This is a genomic window from Mesobacillus maritimus, from assembly GCF_019749255.1.
GTDB classification, from domain to species: Bacteria; Bacillota; Bacilli; order Bacillales; family Cytobacillaceae; genus Mesobacillus_B; species Mesobacillus_B maritimus_A.
Window position 1 is genome coordinate 18,361 of the sequence record NZ_JACWFH010000017.1, and the last position, 19,917, is coordinate 38,277.

Below are 19,917 nucleotides of genomic sequence, written 5' to 3' on the forward strand. Positions count from 1 at the left end.
TGTAAATAATCACAAATACAAAGCAAAAAGAAATCACACAAATTTCTTGGATGCTTTCTTTTTGCTTTATTAAGTCAATGATCCTTCACTGTATTAGATTGCATTAAATGCTTCGCTGAAAAGCAAAATCCCCTCATTTATATTTTCTTCATTTTCTCTTGAAAAGGTAAATCGTACATACCCCTCCTTGGAACCGAGAGTTGAACCTGGAACGTATATGACCCCTCTTTTTAAAGATTCTTCTAATAACTGCGCTTCATTATATTTCTTAAGTAGTCTACACCATAAGTGTATGCCTCCTTCAGGTACGTTAAATTCTACCTTTCCATTTAAATGAGAATGTAAACTTTTGACTATTTGGTCCCTTCTCTGTTCAAGACGTATGACCAAATTTTTAATATGAGCATCAAAATAGTTATGATCCAAGAAATCATTCGCTACCCATTGTGTAAAACTTGCATGTCCAAAATCCACTTGTTGCTTGGCATCGGATAGTCTTTCTATGACTGGCTTTGGACCGATAATCCACCCAATCCGTAATCCAGAGGCGACGATTTTGGATAATGAACTAATATATAAGACATTCCCGTGATGATCGATAGATTTTAGAGGAGAAGCATTTTCCCCCTTAAAAGAAGTTAAACTGTATGGATCATCCTCGACAACTGGAATCCCATGCTCCGATGAAATCTCCAATATTTTTTTTCGACGTTCTTTATGAAGAAATGCTCCAGTTGGATTCTGATAAGCAGGATTTAGAAAGATCATCTTTATTCGATGTTTTTTATGCAATGAAAGTAAATCATCTGGATTTATTCCATTTTTATCTATAGGAAGGAAATATGGCCTTATCCCAGCAGATTTGAACACCGGGAGACTATAATGGTAGGAAGGTTCTTCTAATGCAATCGAATCCCCGGGTTTTAAAAGACATTGAACGACAAGATGCAGAGCTTGTTGTGCACCGGAAGTAATCAGAATCGAAGATGGACTTGTCTCAATCCCTCGATACTTTCTAACATGCTCTGTGATTGTTTTCCTTAAAATCTCATTCCCCTGTGGATGGTCATACCCCAGGCTCCCTGTAAAGGATCTCGTTGATGTAATCTCTGAAAATGAATGCAATGGAAATAAATCCTCAGACAGTTCTCCGCTAGCCAAATTAATTAGTTTATGAGATTCCGTTTCTTTTCGAATTCTTTGCATGACCGGTAAATTTGGCAAGAAGGACCCCGCTTCAATATACCGATTCCAACTAGGAACACGCTTTCTAGTTATCCCCCATATATCCTTGCTAATAGTTGTTCCACTTCCTCTTTTTCTTTCGATAAGTCCATTTGATTCGAGTTCGTCATATGCCGCAACAACTGTACTCCGATTTATATTAAACTCATTTGCTAATTGCCTTTCAGAGGGCAATGGTTTATCTGGAGGAAATGTCCCATCCGCTATCCCGTTTTCTATGTATTCGGCAAGTTGCTTATAAATGGCTTTTTTGACTTTCCTTTCTGGTTTCCAATCCATGAAACTGCACCCTTTAATTTTTTATTTTGAGATATACTTCAAGTATAATCCATTTTAATTGATGAATATCTTTTTTAACGAAAATAACCTATCATCACAAATGACGATAGGTATATAGGATTAAGCAAACAATCTAATATATATTCCAACCGCAATAAGTGACAGGGTGATTACGATGAGATAAATGTAAGAGAGGTTCGTAACGTTTCGTTTTGTAGATTTACTATATCCGTCATCACCTTTACCCGATAGTAAAAGAGTAAATATAAATGCTATTACAATAATGATTAGAACTAAAATAATTGCTAGACTCATATGGGCACCTCTTGCTCTTTATATAGATAAACTTATTCATATCATTTGAGTGAAAACCTTTTTAACACATTTATTATATTATATAAGTCAGCTTCTTTACCCATCCACTTAACTCATTAAAAGACCATCCATTTTTTTATAATGCTTAAATAAATCAAAAAAAACTAGGCACGTGGAAAATACACTCTTTTTCCACATGCCTTGTTTAAGGCATATTCTAGAGATTTTCTAGTGATCCCCTTTCATCTAGTCATCATAAAAAATCATATTGCATTTAATACTTAAGTGTTTAAACGTTCTATTCAAGAATGATTTAAGGTGCGTTAACTAAACTCCAAACTGTTTTAGATGGTGGTCTAGATGCTTGTAGATTCCTTTCCCCCACTGTTCGGGGGTGAGTTTTCCGAAAAAAGGGTGTGGATGAACTGTACAAGAATCCGCTCCGTTTTTTTGAAAGGTTTTGATTTTTTTCTTCAGTTTTTCTCTTTCAATTTCAAAATCTCGTTTATCTGTTATTAAAATAGTTGGGATGGTGGACATATTATGTGCTAATGGCTTTTCATTAAAAAAAATGGATTTGGCAAATCTACCTACTAATATCCCTAACAAACTTCTACGGGGTGAAGAATATCCCATAGCAATATCTTGGAAAGATGAGCAATGAGCTAACATTTGACCGACACTCATTTTGCCCCATTTTGGTTGTGAATTTTCGGTTAAGTTTTCGATGCGTTTCAATATTTCCTCAGTATACATAATCTCAAAAATGTTATTCATTAGAATAACTCCCTCTTTTTTGATTTAGATCCACTAAATTACTTAGTTATTTACTATAATTCCACTGGACATTCAATTATCCTTTTTAGCTACGTTGAAACCGTCACTTATAACTAATCTGGAAAGGGAAATTTATGAAGGAAGGATTTTATTATCTAGAGGAAATTTCAATGGTAGACTACAGGAATACAGTAAAGGAAGCACTGAAAGTAGGATGAATCCATGAAAATAACTAAATTTGAAGGTACATCTAGTTACATAAAAGTTACTATTAATGATAATAGAATAGTAAAAATTCAAGGGGAATTTCTTGTGGGTGGTTTTTGCGCTTACAGGGATACAATCAACCATTGGGAACCACCTTATGATGATGTAGTAATGGATGACAAGATTAAGGATGAACAGAAAAACCCACACAAAAAGCCAACAGTTTTAGCACTGTTGACTCCTTATGATAGGTGAAAAATTAGTATTTACTTAATTCCTTCATTGGTGTTTGGATGATGACTGGGTTCTTCTTAGGATCAAGCCATCTCATTATTTTGAGAACATTCGCTTCGGATGTTCCTGTACATCCCAGCGTGTAACTACTAGAGATATGGAAGAAGATTGCACTTCCTTTACCTGGAACTCGTTTTGTGTTGTAGTTAATCACAAAGCCATATTTATATGCAGGAACATTCATGTTCTCCGCACTCTTCCATTGCCGTGCTGTTTTCCTTCTAGACTGCCAAGTGTTGTACAGCTTAGATGTTGAATCATCTACCCAAACATCATCACTGGTAATTTTTCGGTAGCTTAGTTTTGTACCAGGATTTGTTTTTGTTCCAAACGCTTGGCCAATGGAATATTTCCCTTGAGGTGACTTTTTGCCGCCTTCACTCATGTTCGAAGTAAGTCCGTACTTGCCTATATAACCTGGTACGGATAGAACAAGCTTCCACTTTCCTTTAGAATCTTTCTCATACGTTTGAATGGTTGCATTGCTTGTGCTTGTACCATTCGTTGTTACAAGAATTAGTTGTTTGTTATTTCCTACTGTTTTTAAGCCTTCTGCATAGTTTTTAGGAGCAGCAGGTTTGGTAGAAGTTAAATACTTACTAGAAACATAACCCGTCTTACTCCCATATTTCACTTTGTACCACGAATCTGATTTCGACACATACGTGACGGCTTTGCCTTTAGGAATCGTGGTTATGACTTTATGGTTCGCAGAGGCACCAGCCCTCATGTTCAACGCACTCGTTGTATAGTAAGTGGTAACCGAAGTAGCTTGCACTTTCTTCAAATATTTTGAACTAGCATAACCCGTTTTGCTACCATACTTTACTTTGTACCATGAACCAGACTTGGAAACATACGTAACGGTCTTCCCTTTAGGAATTGTAGTAATCGCTTTATGCTTTGTAGAAGCACCGGTCCTCAAGTTCAAAGTAGCACTTGTTTTGTATTGCGTGGTTGCTGCCTCAGCTTTTGGATCAGCGACTATTTCTTGACTCATACCAAGTGAAGCAATTAGGATTAAACACATTAAAACCTTTATAACTAGACTTTTTCCAATCTTCATTTTCTACCCTCACCCTGTTAAGTCATCGTGACCTAACTTATATATGTATATTTTTCCCATTATTCTATTAAAATTTTATACTACTATTTCCAATAGTCAACCGTTATTTGGAAATTGCGAATACATCTGCAAATTTTTTTCATGCTCACCAAACTCATTCTAGTTACATATTATGTGCCTAGAAGTTTAGTTTTTCACAATACGAGGTGAGCAAAAATGGTTTCGTACATGGATTATACATCTCCATCAACTCAATTCACGTTTGACTTGAATACCAGCACATTGTTCAAAAAAGACCAACAAAATTATATTAATGTACTAGGGATTAAACAATTGAATACACTTGAAAATGTGTCTTTGCTGGACATTTTTCTCAGTAGAAATAATGTGGTTGAACCGCATTATCACCAAAACGCTGCTGAACTTGTTTATTGTATTTCAGGTTCTGCTACCGTATCGATCCTAAATCCTTTTACAAAACAAATCCTGAATTACACAATTACCCCTGGGCAAGTGGCCAATGTTCCACAAGGTTGGTGGCATTATGAACTTGCTTTGGTCGACAACACTCATCTTTTGGCCATTTTTGATGCGCCAACTCCGCAAGTGATTTTAGGTTCTGATATTTTGAGATTCACCCCTACAAATATCATGGCACATACCTATTGTCTTGACGAAAATCAATGGAAGCAAGCTATAGCACCTGTTAAACCATCAACCTATATAGGTCCATACAAAGATTGTAACAAAACAAAGGAAAAGGCCACTTACCAACAACCGCTTAATGCCCCACACTCCTACCCCACTCCATACATTCATCGTTATCAGCATTATTGGGGCTAGAGATGAACAAACAATATTTCAAGACATGGTGAACCATGTCTGTTTTAATTTCATCGATTGACTATTATTCTCCTATTCCCCTACAAAATCTGTGCCTCTACCGAAGGGTTCCCGGTCACTGGAATAATTACACTAATAAAGGGTCATTTTTAGTCCCTCATGTGTCGCTTTAAAACCCAGACGCTCATAAAATCGCAAAGCATCTTTTCGTTTTTTATCTGTTGTAAGTTGAATTAAGTGACAACCACGCTTCTTTGCACGTTGGATTCCCCATTGTATTAGATCAGTTCCTACCCCTTTCCCACGTTCAGAGGATCTTGTTCTCACTCCTTCAATCGTAGCTCGCCAACCTCCTTGATATGTAAGATAAGGTGTATAAGTTATTTGTTGTACCCCAACAATGTCGTTTCCCTTGCAAGCCACGATTAACTCATTATTTGGGTCAGCAGTAATAGCCTGGAATGCTTTTCGATAGCTTACTGGTAGAGGTTGTTCGTATTTCTCTCTTTTACTACCTAAAGGATCATCAGCAATCATGGCTACAATCTTATCAAGATCTTGTTCTGTAGCGAGTCTAAAATTTAATTCTCTATCCAAAAAATCCCCCTCCTTGAAAACCGTAACTCAATTTATCACTTTTCTATTATAGTTCAAAAAATTTCATAAGTTGATTACCGATATATTATGAAAAAACATAAGTATTTCTTATAATTTACTATTTATGCCCTTTCGTCCACTATCCTGCATTGTTCTCCTAAGTATAGAACTGCAAGTTAAACACACGGGATACCGAACCTATATAGTAAATAATTTAGGGGATTAAAAGTGGTTTAGAAGCCGCTCTCCTACCTCCGAAAGACCGCAATTTTTCCATTTTTCCTCCTTTGATTTGTACCTTTTATTTCCACAAATCATATTATGGGTTGAAAACACAAAGATATTGAATTCTCCTGAGGAGGTAAGGGTATGTATTATTATGGCGAGCCCCATTATTACGCTAATCCGTATTATCAAGTAAATCCGTATCAACCAACAGAAATGTATGATCCCAATCTACAAAATTATTTTGATGCGCCCCTTGATTACAATATGCGTCAAGTTGACCTAGGGACACGTTGGGAAGTTGAAGAAGGTGGCTACAGAGGAGTTTGGACCCGGAGAGGAAACAGTAATGTCTTTGATGGGAGATGGACTCGGCAAGGAGCAACTCCGATTACGGCTGTGTTGAGAATGACCGTACAGGATAACTTTGTTTGTATTTCACGGCGCAACAGCAGTGACGGAAACAATTGTCAATATGTAGGTCGAGTTGTCGGGAATCGTGTAACAGGAACGAATGTTTGTGACCGTGGAGGCGGCCCTTGGAGTGCAACCATCCAAAGAGGGCCACAAGCTCCTGACTTAGGCAGACGTTGGGATGTTCAAGAAGGTGCTTGGCGCGGAGTCTGGACCCGAAGAGGAAACAGCAATACGTTTGACGGTAGGTGGACTAGACAAGGAGCTACTCCTATTACAGCTGTCTTAACGATGGAACAGAATGGAAATAATGTACGAATTCTCCGCAGAAACAGTAGCGACGGAAACAATTGTCAGTATACTGGAAGAATTCAAGGGAGAAATGCAAGCGGATCATTTACCTGTGATCAAGGTGGAGGGCAATGGTCAGCAAACATCCGTGGTTAACGAGCAAATTTACCATATGATTTAGCGAATGGACCTGTTTGGATGCTGAATTTGTCTCTAGGTGAAATAAACTTCATCCAATCGCTCATTTTCCAATTGTCCAACTAAAATTTGTAAAGCATGGTAAGACGCAAAATTTTCTATAACCCCAAAAGGCCTATCAAATTATTTACAATTTGATAGGCCTTTTTTTGTTGTGATCTTTATGGCTTATATGTTCATTCAAAATGAAACTTCTCTTTTCACTTCAAGTCTTCAATGGATTCAATCTCAACATACTTCGGTACAACCAATCCATTCTTCGTACCATGAAGGTTGCTTCCAAGGTCAACGACATCGGCCTTATAGGTATTAAAGTATTCCAAATGCGTCGTTGGAAGCCATGCGCCAACCATACCATCTGCACTCCCATTGGCTACACCAGCAAACATCGGCCCAACCTCAACTTGACTCAATGTCACTTTATATCCATTTTGCTCAAGCACCTTGCCAATAACATATGTGCTTGCAATTTCTGAATCCCATGCAACAAAAACAAGTTTAACTGCTTCGCCATTACCTGCTTGGGCCCCTTTTGTCCATTCTGAAACTAGATCTGAATTGGCGTTAATCCACTTTTCAGCCGCCTCTTCTGGATCCATTCCATTTGTGACATCGACCATCACGGCTTCCATATCACTTGGTTCCCAAGTAAACTGATCAAGGATGGTATAAGCGCCAGGTAGATCCTGTTCCAACCCTTTTCGTACGATCGTATGGATATCCTCAGCGCCGCCAAATGATTCTTTCGGGTCTTCGAGGTATTTCAAATCGTATTGGGAGAACATCCAATGTGGTGTCCAGCCTGTAATGATAATGGGTTCTTGATTTGTATAGGCTTTCTGCAGTTCTGCAACCATTGCAGCAGACGACCCCTCAAGTAATGTCCAATCATCTAATTCGTAATCCTCTATGGCTGTTTTTGTTAACTCCATCAATCCGGCTCCAGGTTCAATCCCAACGATTTCATAATCTGTTTGGGCACCGATTTCGTTCGCATTCCCACTTTTCGGAGCATCGTCTCCCGGAAATGCTGTAACAATGGCTGTTCCCACTACAAGCAAAGCTAAAATCGAAAAAGCGATTTTAGGCTTGATAATATTTCCATATGCTGGGTTACGTAAATTTTGAGTGATGCGATCTAGAATAATGGCGATAAAGACAATGGATAAGCCGGCTTCAAAACCTTGCCCAACATCAATTTGGCTGACCGCTCGGTAAACGTCTGCTCCAAGCCCGGGGGCTCCAACTAAGGAAGCTGTAACAACCATAGAAAGTGCCAGCATAATACTTTGATTTACCCCTGCCATAATCGTTGGCGTTGCCAAAGGCAATTGTACTTTGAACAGCTTTTGACTGGTCGTAGAACCAAACGCATTGGCTGCTTCAACCAAATCTTCCGGCACTCTTTGAATTCCTAAATTCGTCATCCGAATTGTTGGGGCAATTGCAAAAATAAAGGAAGCGATAATTCCTGGTACAACGCCAATCCCAAAGAATAAAATTGCTGGAATCAAATAGACAAAGGCAGGCATCGTTTGCATAAAGTCTAAGATAGGTGTCACAATGCGTTGAACGGTTTTTCGTTGTGCACACCATATTCCTACAGGGATTCCAATGACGATGGTTAGTAAACCAGATAATAAAACAATGGCTAGTGTTTGAATGCTTGAATCCCAATAACCAAGATTATCAATCAAAAGCAAACTTAATAAGGTGAAAATACCTAATGGCCATCTGCTTGTATACGTCACCAACAGAGCTAAAATGAGTATGACGACGATTGGAGGGCCTACACTCAAAACATTCACGATAATATCCAATAGGCCATCAATTACATTGGTGATAAAAGTAAAAAATCCAGCCCAGGCAATGGTGAGCCAAGCGACGAACGAATCCACCCATTCTCCTAACGGAATTTTAGGAATCCCCATACATTAATCACTCTCCAATTCATTCAAAGAATCTTTATTTCCTGATAAGGCACCAATGACCGCCCCGCGAATGACAATTCCCTTGAATCGCTGCTCGTCATCTATTACAGATATCGGCAAATTCGATGTTGCAATTTCATCCATTAAATCAGCAAGTAAGGTATCCTCTGAAACCGTTGGGATATCGGTTGTCATCGATTCGGCAATGGTTTGATTTTGTTCAATAGCCTGACGAGCCTGTTCAGCCGTTATCGCACCCAACAACTTATTTTTTCGGTCGACGATAAAGATGCTAGAATATCCTTGTTTCCTCATAATTTCCAATGCGACCCGTGGACCACGGTCGACGGTAATTTTTTCTCCTCGCTTCATCACATGTGAAGCTGTTAGGACTTTCGATAGATCAACATCTTCAACAAACTTCTCGACAAATTCATTTGCCGGATTAATCATGATTTCTTCTGGTGTACCGAGTTGAATCACACTGCCATCTTTCATCAATGCAATCCGATCGCCAATACGCAATGCTTCATCTAGATCATGGGTGATAAAGATGATCGTTTTCTTGTATTTTTCTTGGATCTCAATTAATTCATCCTGCATATCTTTTCGTATTAACGGATCCAATGCGCTGAACGCTTCGTCCATTAAGATAATATCGGTGTCACTTGCAAGTGCCCTAGCAAGCCCTACCCTTTGTTGCATCCCACCGCTCAATTGTGATGGAAGTTGATGTTCATACCCTTTTAACCCGACCGCTTCTAAAGCGTGTATCGCTTTGTCGCGCCGTTCATTTGCAGGGACGTTTTTGATTTCAAGACCAAATTCAGCGTTTTCTAGAATCGTTTTATGTGGAAAAAGGGCAAAGTTTTGAAATACCATACTGATTCTTTTTTGTCTGGTTTCCCGTAATCTTGCAGCATTCATCTTGACGATGTCTTCATTTTTAATAAGGATTTCACCAATGGTCGGGTCAATCAACCTGTTAAACATCCGAATTAACGTGGATTTTCCGCTTCCCGATAAACCCATAATGACAAAGATTTCACTTGGATATATTTTAAAACTCACATTATTAACTCCAACCGTGAGCCCTGTTTCTTTTAAAATTTCTTTCTTTGATTTTCCTTGTTTTAATAAATCAATGGCAGGCTTAGGGGATTTGCCAAATATCTTCGAGACGTTCCTGACTTCTACGTATGGTTCCATCATTTCCTCACCTCAATATTTATAGTTCCTTTTTCCTAGTTAGTGTTCCCCTATTTTTGTTTTCGATATGAAGATCATAAAAAGACCACACATAACAGACAATGTGTGGTCTTTCATTCTTTCTTATTCTGTTAGCCATGTTTCAAATCCCAGATCTCATTCGGACTCAATTTTCCTTTATCAACCTAGGACTGTCCGAACTCAACCTTCTTTCGGACTAAGATTCTGTTTTTCGACCTGGGAGTGTCCGAACTCAACCTTCATTCGGACTCAGTTTCCGTTTTTTGAATTGGAACTGTCCGTACAAAATATTCATCAGAATTGTTCTTCCTGCAGCATCATGTATATCCTTTTCTACCAGATTAAGCATATTAGAAATCTTGCTTTCACTAAACTGGCGATAATTGGCTATAATCCCATCAAAGTCATCCGCTCGCTTTCACTTTATCTTTTACGAAAAGCTCTATAGTTCAATTTGCTTAAGAATCTTTGCTGGGTTTCCACCTACAACTACATTGTTAGGAACATCCTTCGTTACAACTGCACCTGAGGCAATGACCACGTTGTTCCCTACTGTTACACCTGGATTGATGATAGCACTACCGCCGATCCAAACATTGTCGCCGAATGTAATTGGCTTGGCATATTCTTTCCCTGAATTCCGTTCAGTTGGATGAAGAGGATGCGTGGCTGTATAGATTTGTACCCCAGGGGCCAGCAAGCAATTATCCCCAAACCTTACTTCACAAACATCTAAAATCGTACAATCAAAGTTGGCATAAAAATTCTCTCCAACATGTGTGTTATACCCATAATCAAAACGGATATTGGGCTCCATATAGAGATGTTCGCCAGTAGACCCTAGTAATTCTTTTAATAATTCAGTTCGCTTTTCACCTTCAGATTCTAGCGTTTGATTATAAATCCTTACCTTTCGTCTCGCTTCTTCACGTTCTTTTAGTAAAACAGGGTCAGCAGGATCGTACATTTCTCCCGCTAACATCTTCTCTTTTTCCGTTTTCATTTTAATGACCAACCTTTTCTTATGTAATTGGACAAAAGGACATGCCCATTGTCTCACCTTAAAATAACAATTTCAGAGCTACCACACAGATTCCATTCAAACAAATAGTAACATTCTTCACTTAATCACAAAATACGGATACTTAACTCTATTCTAAAATTGTCCATCATTCATTGTAACATTAATTCATGGACCATTGACCGCAATTAATAAAACGCTGGGATTCCCTAAGGGAAAAGGCGTGTGCTAATTCACACACGCCATTCCTACTCCTGTAACTCGACTTCTCAACCAGGTTTCACCTTGTCTACCCAGCACCTATGAAACAGATATACCGGTTCCTTCCATAAAGTACACAACAGAACTCATTTTTCCATTCGACCAATGACCTTATCAATAATCCGATATTCTAAGGCTTCCTCGGCACTCATGAAGTAATCGCGCTCAGTGTCGGTAGCAATTTTTTCAATTGGTTGGCCCGTGCGTTCAGCAATAATTCCGTTTATGTGCTCTTTAAGCTTCAGGATCCTCCGAGCGGATATTTCAATTTCTGTCGCCTGCCCCCTCACTCCACCAAGAGGCTGATGAATCATAATCTCACTGTTCGGAAGTGCAAATCGTTTGCCTTTTGTTCCTGCAAGGAGCAACATCGCTCCAAATGAAGCCGCCATCCCGATACAAATGGTATTTACATCTGGTTTAATATGTTGCATCGTATCAAAGATTGCAAACCCGGCGGTCGTTGAGCCTCCTGGACTATTGATGTAAATTGAAATGTCCTTATCCGGATGATCGGCTTCAAGAAATAATAACTGAGCAATTACGCTGTTTGCCACTTGATCATTGATTTCATCGCCAATCATCACAATTCGGTCTTTTAAAAGCCGAGAATAAATATCGTATGAGCGCTCGCCCCGATTGGATTGATCGATAACATATGGAATGGTCGCCATGTTTTTTCCTCCCTTTTATGCTGCCATAGAATAGAAATTGAGAGGGGTTTGAGTTGGTGTTGGTTTTTTCTGAACAGGAACCTCTAATAGTGAAGGGATATCCTTTAGATTGTCGATAAGTACCTGCGGGTCGTCGGTTTGCAGAGAACGATAAATCAATTCATACAGCAGGATTTGTTCGTTTTCTTCAGAAATTGGTTTTACTGGCTGCATCTTGCTTTCCCTCGCTAAAGTTTGCCTAGCTCGAAACAAAGTGGACTTAATTGCCATTTCACTACTATCAAGCAAATCAGCAATTTCCTTTAGTTGAAAGCGAAATCCTTCTTTTAGGGTAAAGATAACCGCCTGTTTTGCTGTCAATTGATTGATCAAGGAGTTTACCGAATCCATTAATCCCTCAACGGCCGTTTCTGTCTCCATGCTGGCGATTTCTTGTTCAATCCCGATAACTTCCCGTTTTCGTTTTCGTATCAAATCAATCCACTTATGATAGGCAATCTTGTTAAGCAAGGATGGCGTTATTTCTGTATTTGAATAGTGCTTAATAGCTTTCGTCATCGCTTCTTGAACAAGGTCATCACCATCCCATTGATTTTGAGCAAGAAAATGGCAATACCTTCTTAACCCTCGGTACAACTGTTCAAGCTCGGAAGTAGTCGTTGCATCCATAACTTGAACGATTTTTTCGTTCACAGTCCCTTCATTTGTTGACATTCTGTTCACTCCTTTACCACCTCTCTGCTCTTATAACGGATGGGAGGTGGCAGAAAGATACGGGTAATAAAAATTTTTTCTTTTATCTTATTCATTCGCCAATGGAGAATTCCTTCCTAGTTTTATTCTATTTTCATAAAATCAATTAAAAAACGTTAAACGAACGATCTAAACAAAACGGAAAAGAGACAGGAACGGATGCTCCTGTCTCTTTTTATGCATTTATTATGTAGGTCATGGGAGGCTTTGAACGATTCAAAGGGCCTCTACTTTATCCGACAAAAAGTTTTTTCTTTTCAACGATGTATTGCACAGCGTATAAGAGTGGTGCTTTGAAATACAAGTAAACAAAAAACATAGGATAACTCATATTCAACTTAATCACTTTGATTCTTTTAAGGATTTTTATGATCACAAAAGCAAAGGTTCCGTCTGAAATGGCATTTGCTAGCATAAATTTCTTGAAATCTCCAAAGTAAAATTTTAGAAGCCACATCGATAACGGCATATAGGCACCAATACTGAAAGGAAGTTCATTGGTGAAAAACGATTTCTTCTTTCCATAAAAAGTCCACCAGTTCCGTTTGTACCCGATGATATGATTTATAATTTCAAAAGCAACAATTACAAAACCAGCAAATGAATAACGTTTAATATCCTGTTTCCGCATGAACAGCAATGTTGACCAAGGAATCAGTATTTGAGCAACATTATACAACAACTGCGTTTTGGTCATCTTTTTTCTTCTCAACAATCTCACCCAACCCTTTTTTGACAGTTCCTCTTTTTTAGGATGTCCAGATTGGCGGGGTTACAAACTGTTTATTACATATTTTAGGAAGAGACAGAGGGACAGGCCCTATGTCCCGCCGTTATAAACTAGCAAGACAACGAGCCTGTCCACAGTGTCCCATCTTTAAATCTTTAGCACCATTCGTATTGTTTTTAATAGATGACCATCGAAGTCATCATCAAACTCACTGACAACCTCGAACCCTTTGGCTTCATAAAAGGTCTTTCCAATTTCATTCTCCTTTTCGACATTGATATAGATCTCGGTTACACCTTCTAAATCTTGGATCCCCTTTTGTAGTAACGCTGAGCCGATGCCTTTCCCTTGATGTTCTGGATAAAGATAAATGGCACCTAACTCCACTTTTCCACCTTCTCTTACTGGAGAGAAATTGGCGAACCCCACAACTCTTCCTTCAATCTCCGCTACATAAAGAGTCGAGCGTTCCAAACGTTGTTGCATGGTAGCTTCATTGTAAGCAGCATTCAAGAAATTTTCTTGTACCTCTAACGGAATTATTCCTTCGTAAGTAGCATTCCAAGTGATTTTTGCCACGTTTTGTACTTGGTTAATATCTTCATGAACCATTTTTCGAATAGTGAATTGCATCCTTATCAGCCTTTCTTATTGTTAATCATCGTTGATTTTTGAGACACCAAGAAGGCACATTGTCTTGCGAAAAAATATTTGCTGTGACAAGTGACCTATGTTTAACTAATTTTAACGGGTTCTTCCTCGGTAGAAATCTTGGTTTCCTTCGAAGCAGGCTTTTTACTCCATGCCATCAATACGATTAAACCAATGATACAAGCTGTACCTACCCATTGGAACATTCCGAAAGGATCTTTTAACCAGAAGACCGTTGTTAATACAGCAGCAAGAGGCTCTATGCTTCCTAAGAGACTAGATTCATTAGGTGGCAGACTTTCAAGACTTTTTATGTAAAACCAAAAGGCAATCATTGTCCCAAAAATGATGACAAAGATTAAGTACATAGAAGTTTCAAGGGTTAAGCTGTTAACATCAATTTGCCAAACTGGATGGATAAAGCTTAAGGTTAAACCACCGATCACCATCGCCCAGCCCACGATGACGAGTGAATCGAATTGTTTTAATAAAGGTATTGCATATAAGGTGTAGAATGCTAATGATAATCCAGACAAAACGCCCCAAACGATAGCAAGTGTCGGCACAGATAATTGTGAGAAGGAGCCGTTTGTTAACAACAAAAAACAACCAATTAAAGCTAACGCAACCGTTAGCATATCTCTTCTAGTTAACACCGTTTGCCTGCGGAGTAATAGATATACGATAATCATCACAGGTGCTAAATATTGTAACAAGGTTGCAACCGCTGCATTGCCATGCTTAATGGAAGCCATATAGGTGTATTGCACCGCAAGCATGCCGAGTAACCCGAAGACAATCAATTGAATCGCAATCGTTCTAGTTTTCCAAACTTCTAGAATCTGAGAACGTTCTTTTCCAAAAGATTGAAGAGTCAAGAGTAATAAACCCGCAATCAGTAATCGCGTTGTTACCAGCCAATCGACATCAATTCCTAATTGAAAAAGCTTTTTTGACACAGTGCCGCCAATACCCCAAAACAATGCCCCTGTAATGACTAAAGCGATTCCCTTTTTTCTATTTATCATCATGCACCACCTTTGAAGTCAAACATTTTATCTAAGTAAATAATAACTGGAAAATTCTTAAAATACTATCAAAAATTCAGCCAAAAGAAAAAGCCACCTAAAAGGCAGCTAAATCTAATTCTACAATCCTAAAATCCTTGATACATCCATGTTCAAAAGATCTTCCGTTTTAGGGTCGGGGACTTAGTGTCTCGACCTTTGTCTCAAGTAGATAATCGATTACTGCGAGTCACTTTTCGAATTTCATTGTGTTCAGTAGCACGCAAACTATTATATGGACTCTGCCTCCACAAACATACATACTCTTTTGGTTAATACATAAATTTTAATGGAGGTGAAGCCCAATGAGGTTTATAAAAAAACTTCAGAACCGGTTGGTAAGAAAGAACTTACGGAACCCAGGAAGGATAATCCTTAAAGATACGAAGAGGCTTTATTCTACTAAAAATGGAATTTATAAACCTGAGCGAAAAAAATTACATCAAACCATTCTTCATCAATTACAAAAAAATGCCGTAAAGGGGTCAAATCCCCCACATGCATTTTTCTTTGGAGGAGGAAGCGGGTCTGGAAAAACAACGTTAAAAATAAACATGTTGAAGGAACACCCACTCTTAAAATCTATAAACGCCGTACATGTTGATCCGGATGAAATTAAGCAATACTTACCTGAATTTGAGCAATATAAAAAAGTAGACCCTGAGTACGCTGCCCTTCTCGTTCATAAGGAATCTTGTGATATTCGTGATCGTTTGGTTGATGACTTAATTACGAACCAAAAAAACTTTATCTATGAAAGTACCATGGCAAAGCCCCAAAAATACAAGAAATTATTTACTAGGCTTCATCATGAGGGATATAAAGTCCATTTATATATTACGGATATACCTGTCTCTTTAGCCATTCAGCGAATTGCCAGCCGGGCTAAACAGGATGGTCGAATTGTTCCGATAAAAGCAATCGAGAGTACCCATAAACTTATCCCGAAAACGTTCTTAAATGTCCGCGATTTAACTGATAGCTATCATATTTATAACAGTCAAGAAGGAATGGAACTTGTTACTTCCAGCACTGTAAGGAATAGGACCCACTATCATGAATTTATTAAAAAAGAATCTTAAATTGAAGGAATACCATTTTTCCTATACCAATTTTCATACTCATCATGCCAAAGTGCCTCTCTCCCCTTTAATAAGCAAAATGCCCAATAATAAGGAGATTCAGTGATTAATATACTCGGATGGAGAGTGCGAACCCAAGATATTGCTAGCATGTTATCTGCCTGGTTCTTCTGAATACCCATCATCTTCACTAGCGCATCCTTAATTTCCTGATGAAATAAAGCAGCCCGATGATATTCCCGTACTATTTCCTTTCCTCCCAGGATTATTCGTAAATGATAGAGACACGAAATTGCAGGATAACTATTTAGCGACAACTGGTCTTTTGTCCTTGATACTTGTATTTTTTCCACATATTTAAAATGACCTCCGGCAATTGGACCAAAGACAAAATCATAGCTATGGGGCATACCCTTCCGGCACTTCAAAACAAAATTTTCCCAAGAATTCTTATATCCTGCCCAATAGGATTGCGAAGGCAGTGGAAAAATCTTTCCTCGTAACCTAAGAAGCTGATCTACATCGAGCTTCCACTCTAAAACGGCAGGAATTCGCGCGGTAGGATGCATTAGATATTCTGTCGAATCAATATGTAATTTCTTTAGTAACTTGGTTGACACTTGAAGGTTATTTGCACGAACGTTCGCCCATCTCATGGCTTGTTCCCAATTAAAGGTGACATAGAAGCCCTTGCCAAAATCAGTAAATAACCTTTGTGCTTCTAAACTTACTCCATATTGTTCAATTAAATTTGCGGAAAACAAATTTGTTCCATGGTAAACAGTATAGAGTCCACTTGTCACATTCTTGCCCTCCCACTCAATCCAAGTCAACCTATATTATGTAACGAGCACCAAGTGTATAACTTATATTAGGAATTAATCAGGAAGCAATATGGATGGAACAAAGGCACCTTGTACGATAAAAGGAAAGGCATATTGTCTCAGCGTAAATCTCCTAAGAACAAGGAAAAATCGTTTTATTTTGTATCCTACCGCTAAAGAAAAGAGATGAATCCGCTAGTTTGAAATGGTCCACAACGGAAGGTGTATCTCTATTAAATCCAGCTCTTTTTTAAGAAACTCCTCATTCCAGAAGAAGACCCTAATGTCCCTCCTCAACTCATGATTCTATTTTTTTGTGCTTTGACTTTATACATCTTTTGATCCGCTGCTTTTAAAATTTCGTCAAAGTTCTTTCCCTCAGTTGGATAGATGGCCGTACCAATGGAAACACCAATTTCCAGTCCTTTTGGAGAGATGTCTATAAGTCTTTGATGTATCTCTTCTATCCTTTTTTCCAAGTCTTTTCTTTTCGGGGGATTAGGAAAAAGGATGATAAATTCATCGCCACCCCAACGTGCCACTTTCTCCTTTCTCCCTGCCGCTTCCAACAGTTGGCTCGCAATCATTTTTAAAAAATGATCCCCTGCTTTGTGTCCGTATCGATCATTAATGATTTTAAAGTCATTGACATCCAAAAGGAGAATGGCAAATTCTCCATCATTTTTCTCAACTTTAGAGATGTATTGATTCATATACCTTCTATTATAAAGCTTTGTTAGCGTGTCCATTTCAGAATAATATTTTACGACATCATATTGTTTTCCACACCACCAAGCAAGCGCAATCATAATAGGAAAACCAATAAACTCGATTTCAGCAATGAAACCGTCACGCAGATAATAATGAAACATATACAACACATTTAATGTACCAACAATCAATATGGCTGTCATTCTTCCCTTTGATCCCACGACTTCATCATCCTTTTACTAACCCGTCCTATTAGCCCAAGTTTTGTAATAATGGTTGTTCCTCTTCTTGCGGACTCTCTACTAGTGAAGTGCATTCTCTGGTGAATAAATTATGGTGATTTTTCTCATATAAACGAACAAAGGCATCTACAATTTCAGGATCAAACTGTGTTCCTTTATTTTTTTTAATTTCAAATAAAGCATCTTCAATCGACATTTTTTGACTGTATACCCGTTTTGATGTCATTGCGTCAAAGGAATCAGCCACACCCATGATTCGAGCAACTATTGGGATTGCGTCTCCTTTTAGACCATTAGGATAGCCTTTTCCGTCATAACGTTCATGGTGGTACTTCACAATATCTAAAATCCCATTGTCTTGGAATTCCTTTACATGCTTAATCATTTCATATCCTATCACAGGATGTTTTTTAATCGTGTTAAATTCATCCTCGCTCAATTTCCCTGGTTTTAAGAGGATTGATTCAGGGACCCCTATTTTTCCAATATCGTGCAGCAATCCTCCAATTCGAATGGTATCAATCATGTCATCAGACAATTTCATCTCCAAAGCAATGTTTGTCGCGTAATAGGAAACATTGTTTGAATGTCCAGATGTATAGGTATCCCTGGAATCTAGGGCATTCGAGAGAGTAGAAATGAGTACTAGGTGATCCTCCTTGACCTTTTGATGCTTTTTCATAAACCCAGCAGAGATAAATGTAATAATCAAATAAGAAATTTCCAGAAGGATTAGTTTAAGAAAAGAGGTAGACTCCAGTTCTTGCATGAATCGAATGTAAACCACTGCAGTTGTGACTAAGATTAAAAACCACGTAGGTCGGCTAAAAAAACCGATTCCTAAGCTAACCGTTGTAAGGATATAGAGAATATAGATATGTTGTTCACCCAAATCATAGAAAAGCAAAGTCGTGCTAATTAGTAAAAGAATAATAAAACAATAGCGAAAAAAAACAGGTTTATTTAACAGATTGTCTATCGTAAGCCTCACTTTGTACTCCCCCATCATCTTGAGCGAAACTCTTGTTTGTTCAATGGTTTGTTTAAAATAATTTTACTATAGAAATAGGTTCAATAAACCAAGAATCAGCATTTGTTCAAAAAATTGACATTTTTTTCGCATTCTCGACACTAGGATATATGGATTGCACCTTGTCCCCACAATGTGTAAGGTGCCAGTCCTTGTTACCTACAAAAATAGACTTCTCGCTAGGAGAAGTCTATTTTATCGTATAGTAACAGGATAACCTCGCTTGTATTCTATCCTGAATAACCCTTGTTTCTCAATTGCAGGAGACCGTATTCCAATTTCGTTTATACTTCCGCCATTTTATAGAAGTCATTCTCAACCTTTTTGGATTGTTTGCTATACTCATTGAATTGTTGGATGATCTCTGCCATCTCTTTGCTGTAAACATTGATGTCAGAAATCATTTCATCGAGTTTACCGAAATCAAAGTTTCCATCAATCATTTGCTGATACAGGGAAGTCTGTAAAGTTAGCTGTTCCTGATAGTCATCAAAAAATGGATCCAAAACTTTTTTTCGTTCGTTTATCAAGTTTACTAGTTTCGTTGCTTGATTTTTTTGATCTTCATCTTTTAATTCCTTGACATGTTCTTTGATGGATGTTGCTTCATTGTAGGACTTAAGAAAGCTTTCTTCCGCCTCTTTCAATAACTTGTCTTTTATCCTGATATATTCATTAACGTCTTCTAGCTTTTGGATAATAAGATCTTTATCCTTGACTTCAAGGTGAATGACTTCACTATAAACAGCGTGTGATTTTTGTCTATATTGATCCAATTCTTTTTGGTTTTCGATAAATTCCCGCTCAAAGGAAGACGACTTTTCCATTATTTCTTGGATTTTAGTTGCCTGGTTATCATTTGACTGATATTGAATGAAAATAACCCCTAGAATGACAATCACTATTAGAATGATAAGTAGCTTCAGTTGTTTCAATCTTTCTCACCCCCGCTCCCGATG

Annotated in this window: 20 protein-coding genes; 4 read left to right on the plus strand and 16 right to left on the minus strand. The window is 38.2% G+C overall.

From position 1 onward, the window contains the following. Window positions 1–93: 93 nt before the first annotated feature. Window positions 94–1,524 (minus strand): MocR-like pyridoxine biosynthesis transcription factor PdxR, encoded by a 1,431-nt coding sequence (gene pdxR / locus H0185_RS14205; protein WP_221874171.1) that lies wholly within the window; start codon window positions 1,522–1,524, stop codon window positions 94–96. Window positions 1,525–2,166: 642 nt separating this feature from the next. Beyond that, the gene (locus H0185_RS14210) at window positions 2,167–2,616 is read right to left on the minus strand and encodes a DUF1569 domain-containing protein (RefSeq protein WP_221874172.1); all 450 of its coding nucleotides are present in this window, start codon (window positions 2,614–2,616) and stop codon (window positions 2,167–2,169) included. 222 nt (window positions 2,617–2,838) lie between these two features. Here H0185_RS14210 and H0185_RS14215 point away from each other — a divergent pair, with 222 nt between their 5' ends. After that, window positions 2,839–3,078 (plus strand): Imm74 family immunity protein, encoded by a 240-nt coding sequence (locus H0185_RS14215; RefSeq protein ID WP_221874173.1) that lies wholly within the window; start codon window positions 2,839–2,841, stop codon window positions 3,076–3,078. Between the two features lie 4 nt (window positions 3,079–3,082). Here H0185_RS14215 and H0185_RS14220 read toward each other — a convergent pair whose 3' ends face one another. Next, window positions 3,083–4,183 carry an SH3 domain-containing protein gene (locus H0185_RS14220; protein WP_246629201.1) on the minus strand — a complete coding sequence of 367 codons (1,101 nt, stop codon included), beginning with the start codon at window positions 4,181–4,183 and terminating at the stop codon, window positions 3,083–3,085. A gap of 216 nt (window positions 4,184–4,399) precedes the next feature. Here H0185_RS14220 and H0185_RS14225 point away from each other — a divergent pair, with 216 nt between their 5' ends. Continuing rightward, window positions 4,400–5,026, plus strand: a complete 627-nt coding sequence (locus tag H0185_RS14225; protein ID WP_221874174.1) for a cupin domain-containing protein — start codon at window positions 4,400–4,402, stop codon at window positions 5,024–5,026. A gap of 132 nt (window positions 5,027–5,158) precedes the next feature. Here H0185_RS14225 and H0185_RS14230 read toward each other — a convergent pair whose 3' ends face one another. Then, window positions 5,159–5,563: a GNAT family N-acetyltransferase gene (locus tag H0185_RS14230; RefSeq protein WP_425515830.1), complete on the minus strand. Its 405-nt coding sequence runs from the start codon at window positions 5,561–5,563 to the stop codon at window positions 5,159–5,161. A 429-nt stretch (window positions 5,564–5,992) separates the two neighbouring features. On the opposite strand from H0185_RS14230, the gene H0185_RS14235 reads away from it, so the two are divergent. Further along, window positions 5,993–6,709, plus strand: a complete 717-nt coding sequence (locus H0185_RS14235) for a hypothetical protein (protein ID WP_221874176.1) — start codon at window positions 5,993–5,995, stop codon at window positions 6,707–6,709. Between the two features lie 242 nt (window positions 6,710–6,951). Here the strand turns inward: H0185_RS14235 and H0185_RS24310 are convergent, their stop codons facing one another. The 8 genes from H0185_RS24310 to H0185_RS14275 form a co-directional block, all read right to left on the minus strand. Next, the gene (locus H0185_RS24310; protein ID WP_221874177.1) at window positions 6,952–8,682 is read right to left on the minus strand and encodes a glycine betaine ABC transporter substrate-binding protein; all 1,731 of its coding nucleotides are present in this window, start codon (window positions 8,680–8,682) and stop codon (window positions 6,952–6,954) included. Between the two features lie 3 nt (window positions 8,683–8,685). Then, window positions 8,686–9,891: a quaternary amine ABC transporter ATP-binding protein gene (locus H0185_RS14245; protein WP_221874219.1), complete on the minus strand. Its 1,206-nt coding sequence runs from the start codon at window positions 9,889–9,891 to the stop codon at window positions 8,686–8,688. Between the two features lie 463 nt (window positions 9,892–10,354). Next, window positions 10,355–10,915, minus strand: coding sequence for a sugar O-acetyltransferase (locus tag H0185_RS14250; protein WP_221874178.1), 561 nt, complete (start codon window positions 10,913–10,915; stop codon window positions 10,355–10,357). Window positions 10,916–11,280: 365 nt separating this feature from the next. Continuing rightward, window positions 11,281–11,868: an ATP-dependent Clp endopeptidase proteolytic subunit ClpP gene (gene clpP / locus H0185_RS14255; RefSeq protein WP_221874179.1), complete on the minus strand. Its 588-nt coding sequence runs from the start codon at window positions 11,866–11,868 to the stop codon at window positions 11,281–11,283. A gap of 15 nt (window positions 11,869–11,883) precedes the next feature. Further along, window positions 11,884–12,582: a sigma-70 family RNA polymerase sigma factor gene (locus tag H0185_RS14260; protein WP_221874180.1), complete on the minus strand. Its 699-nt coding sequence runs from the start codon at window positions 12,580–12,582 to the stop codon at window positions 11,884–11,886. A gap of 271 nt (window positions 12,583–12,853) precedes the next feature. Further along, window positions 12,854–13,318, minus strand: a complete 465-nt coding sequence (locus H0185_RS14265) for a hypothetical protein (protein WP_221874181.1) — start codon at window positions 13,316–13,318, stop codon at window positions 12,854–12,856. 180 nt (window positions 13,319–13,498) lie between these two features. Next, window positions 13,499–13,984 (minus strand): GNAT family N-acetyltransferase, encoded by a 486-nt coding sequence (locus H0185_RS14270; protein ID WP_221874182.1) that lies wholly within the window; start codon window positions 13,982–13,984, stop codon window positions 13,499–13,501. A gap of 101 nt (window positions 13,985–14,085) precedes the next feature. After that, complete coding sequence (locus tag H0185_RS14275) at window positions 14,086–15,030, minus strand: DMT family transporter (protein WP_221874183.1); 945 nt, start codon at window positions 15,028–15,030, stop codon at window positions 14,086–14,088. A 344-nt stretch (window positions 15,031–15,374) separates the two neighbouring features. Here H0185_RS14275 and H0185_RS14280 point away from each other — a divergent pair, with 344 nt between their 5' ends. Then, on the plus strand, window positions 15,375–16,151 hold the full coding sequence (locus H0185_RS14280; protein ID WP_221874184.1) for a zeta toxin family protein: 777 nt from the start codon (window positions 15,375–15,377) through the stop codon (window positions 16,149–16,151). Here the strand turns inward: H0185_RS14280 and H0185_RS14285 are convergent. From H0185_RS14285 to H0185_RS14300, 4 genes are all read right to left on the minus strand, one after another. Next, window positions 16,148–16,954, minus strand: a complete 807-nt coding sequence (locus H0185_RS14285; RefSeq protein ID WP_221874185.1) for a DUF3990 domain-containing protein — start codon at window positions 16,952–16,954, stop codon at window positions 16,148–16,150. The genes H0185_RS14280 and H0185_RS14285 overlap by 4 nt on opposite strands. A 314-nt stretch (window positions 16,955–17,268) precedes the next feature. Continuing rightward, window positions 17,269–17,907 carry a diguanylate cyclase gene (locus H0185_RS14290; protein ID WP_221874186.1) on the minus strand — a complete coding sequence of 213 codons (639 nt, stop codon included), beginning with the start codon at window positions 17,905–17,907 and terminating at the stop codon, window positions 17,269–17,271. 31 nt (window positions 17,908–17,938) lie between these two features. Further along, window positions 17,939–18,919, minus strand: a complete 981-nt coding sequence (locus H0185_RS14295; protein ID WP_343223152.1) for an HD-GYP domain-containing protein — start codon at window positions 18,917–18,919, stop codon at window positions 17,939–17,941. 323 nt (window positions 18,920–19,242) lie between these two features. Beyond that, a complete protein-coding gene (locus H0185_RS14300) occupies window positions 19,243–19,893 on the minus strand; it encodes a YkyA family protein (RefSeq protein WP_221874187.1) in 651 nt (216 codons plus the stop codon). Between the last annotated feature and the right edge of the window lie 24 nt (window positions 19,894–19,917).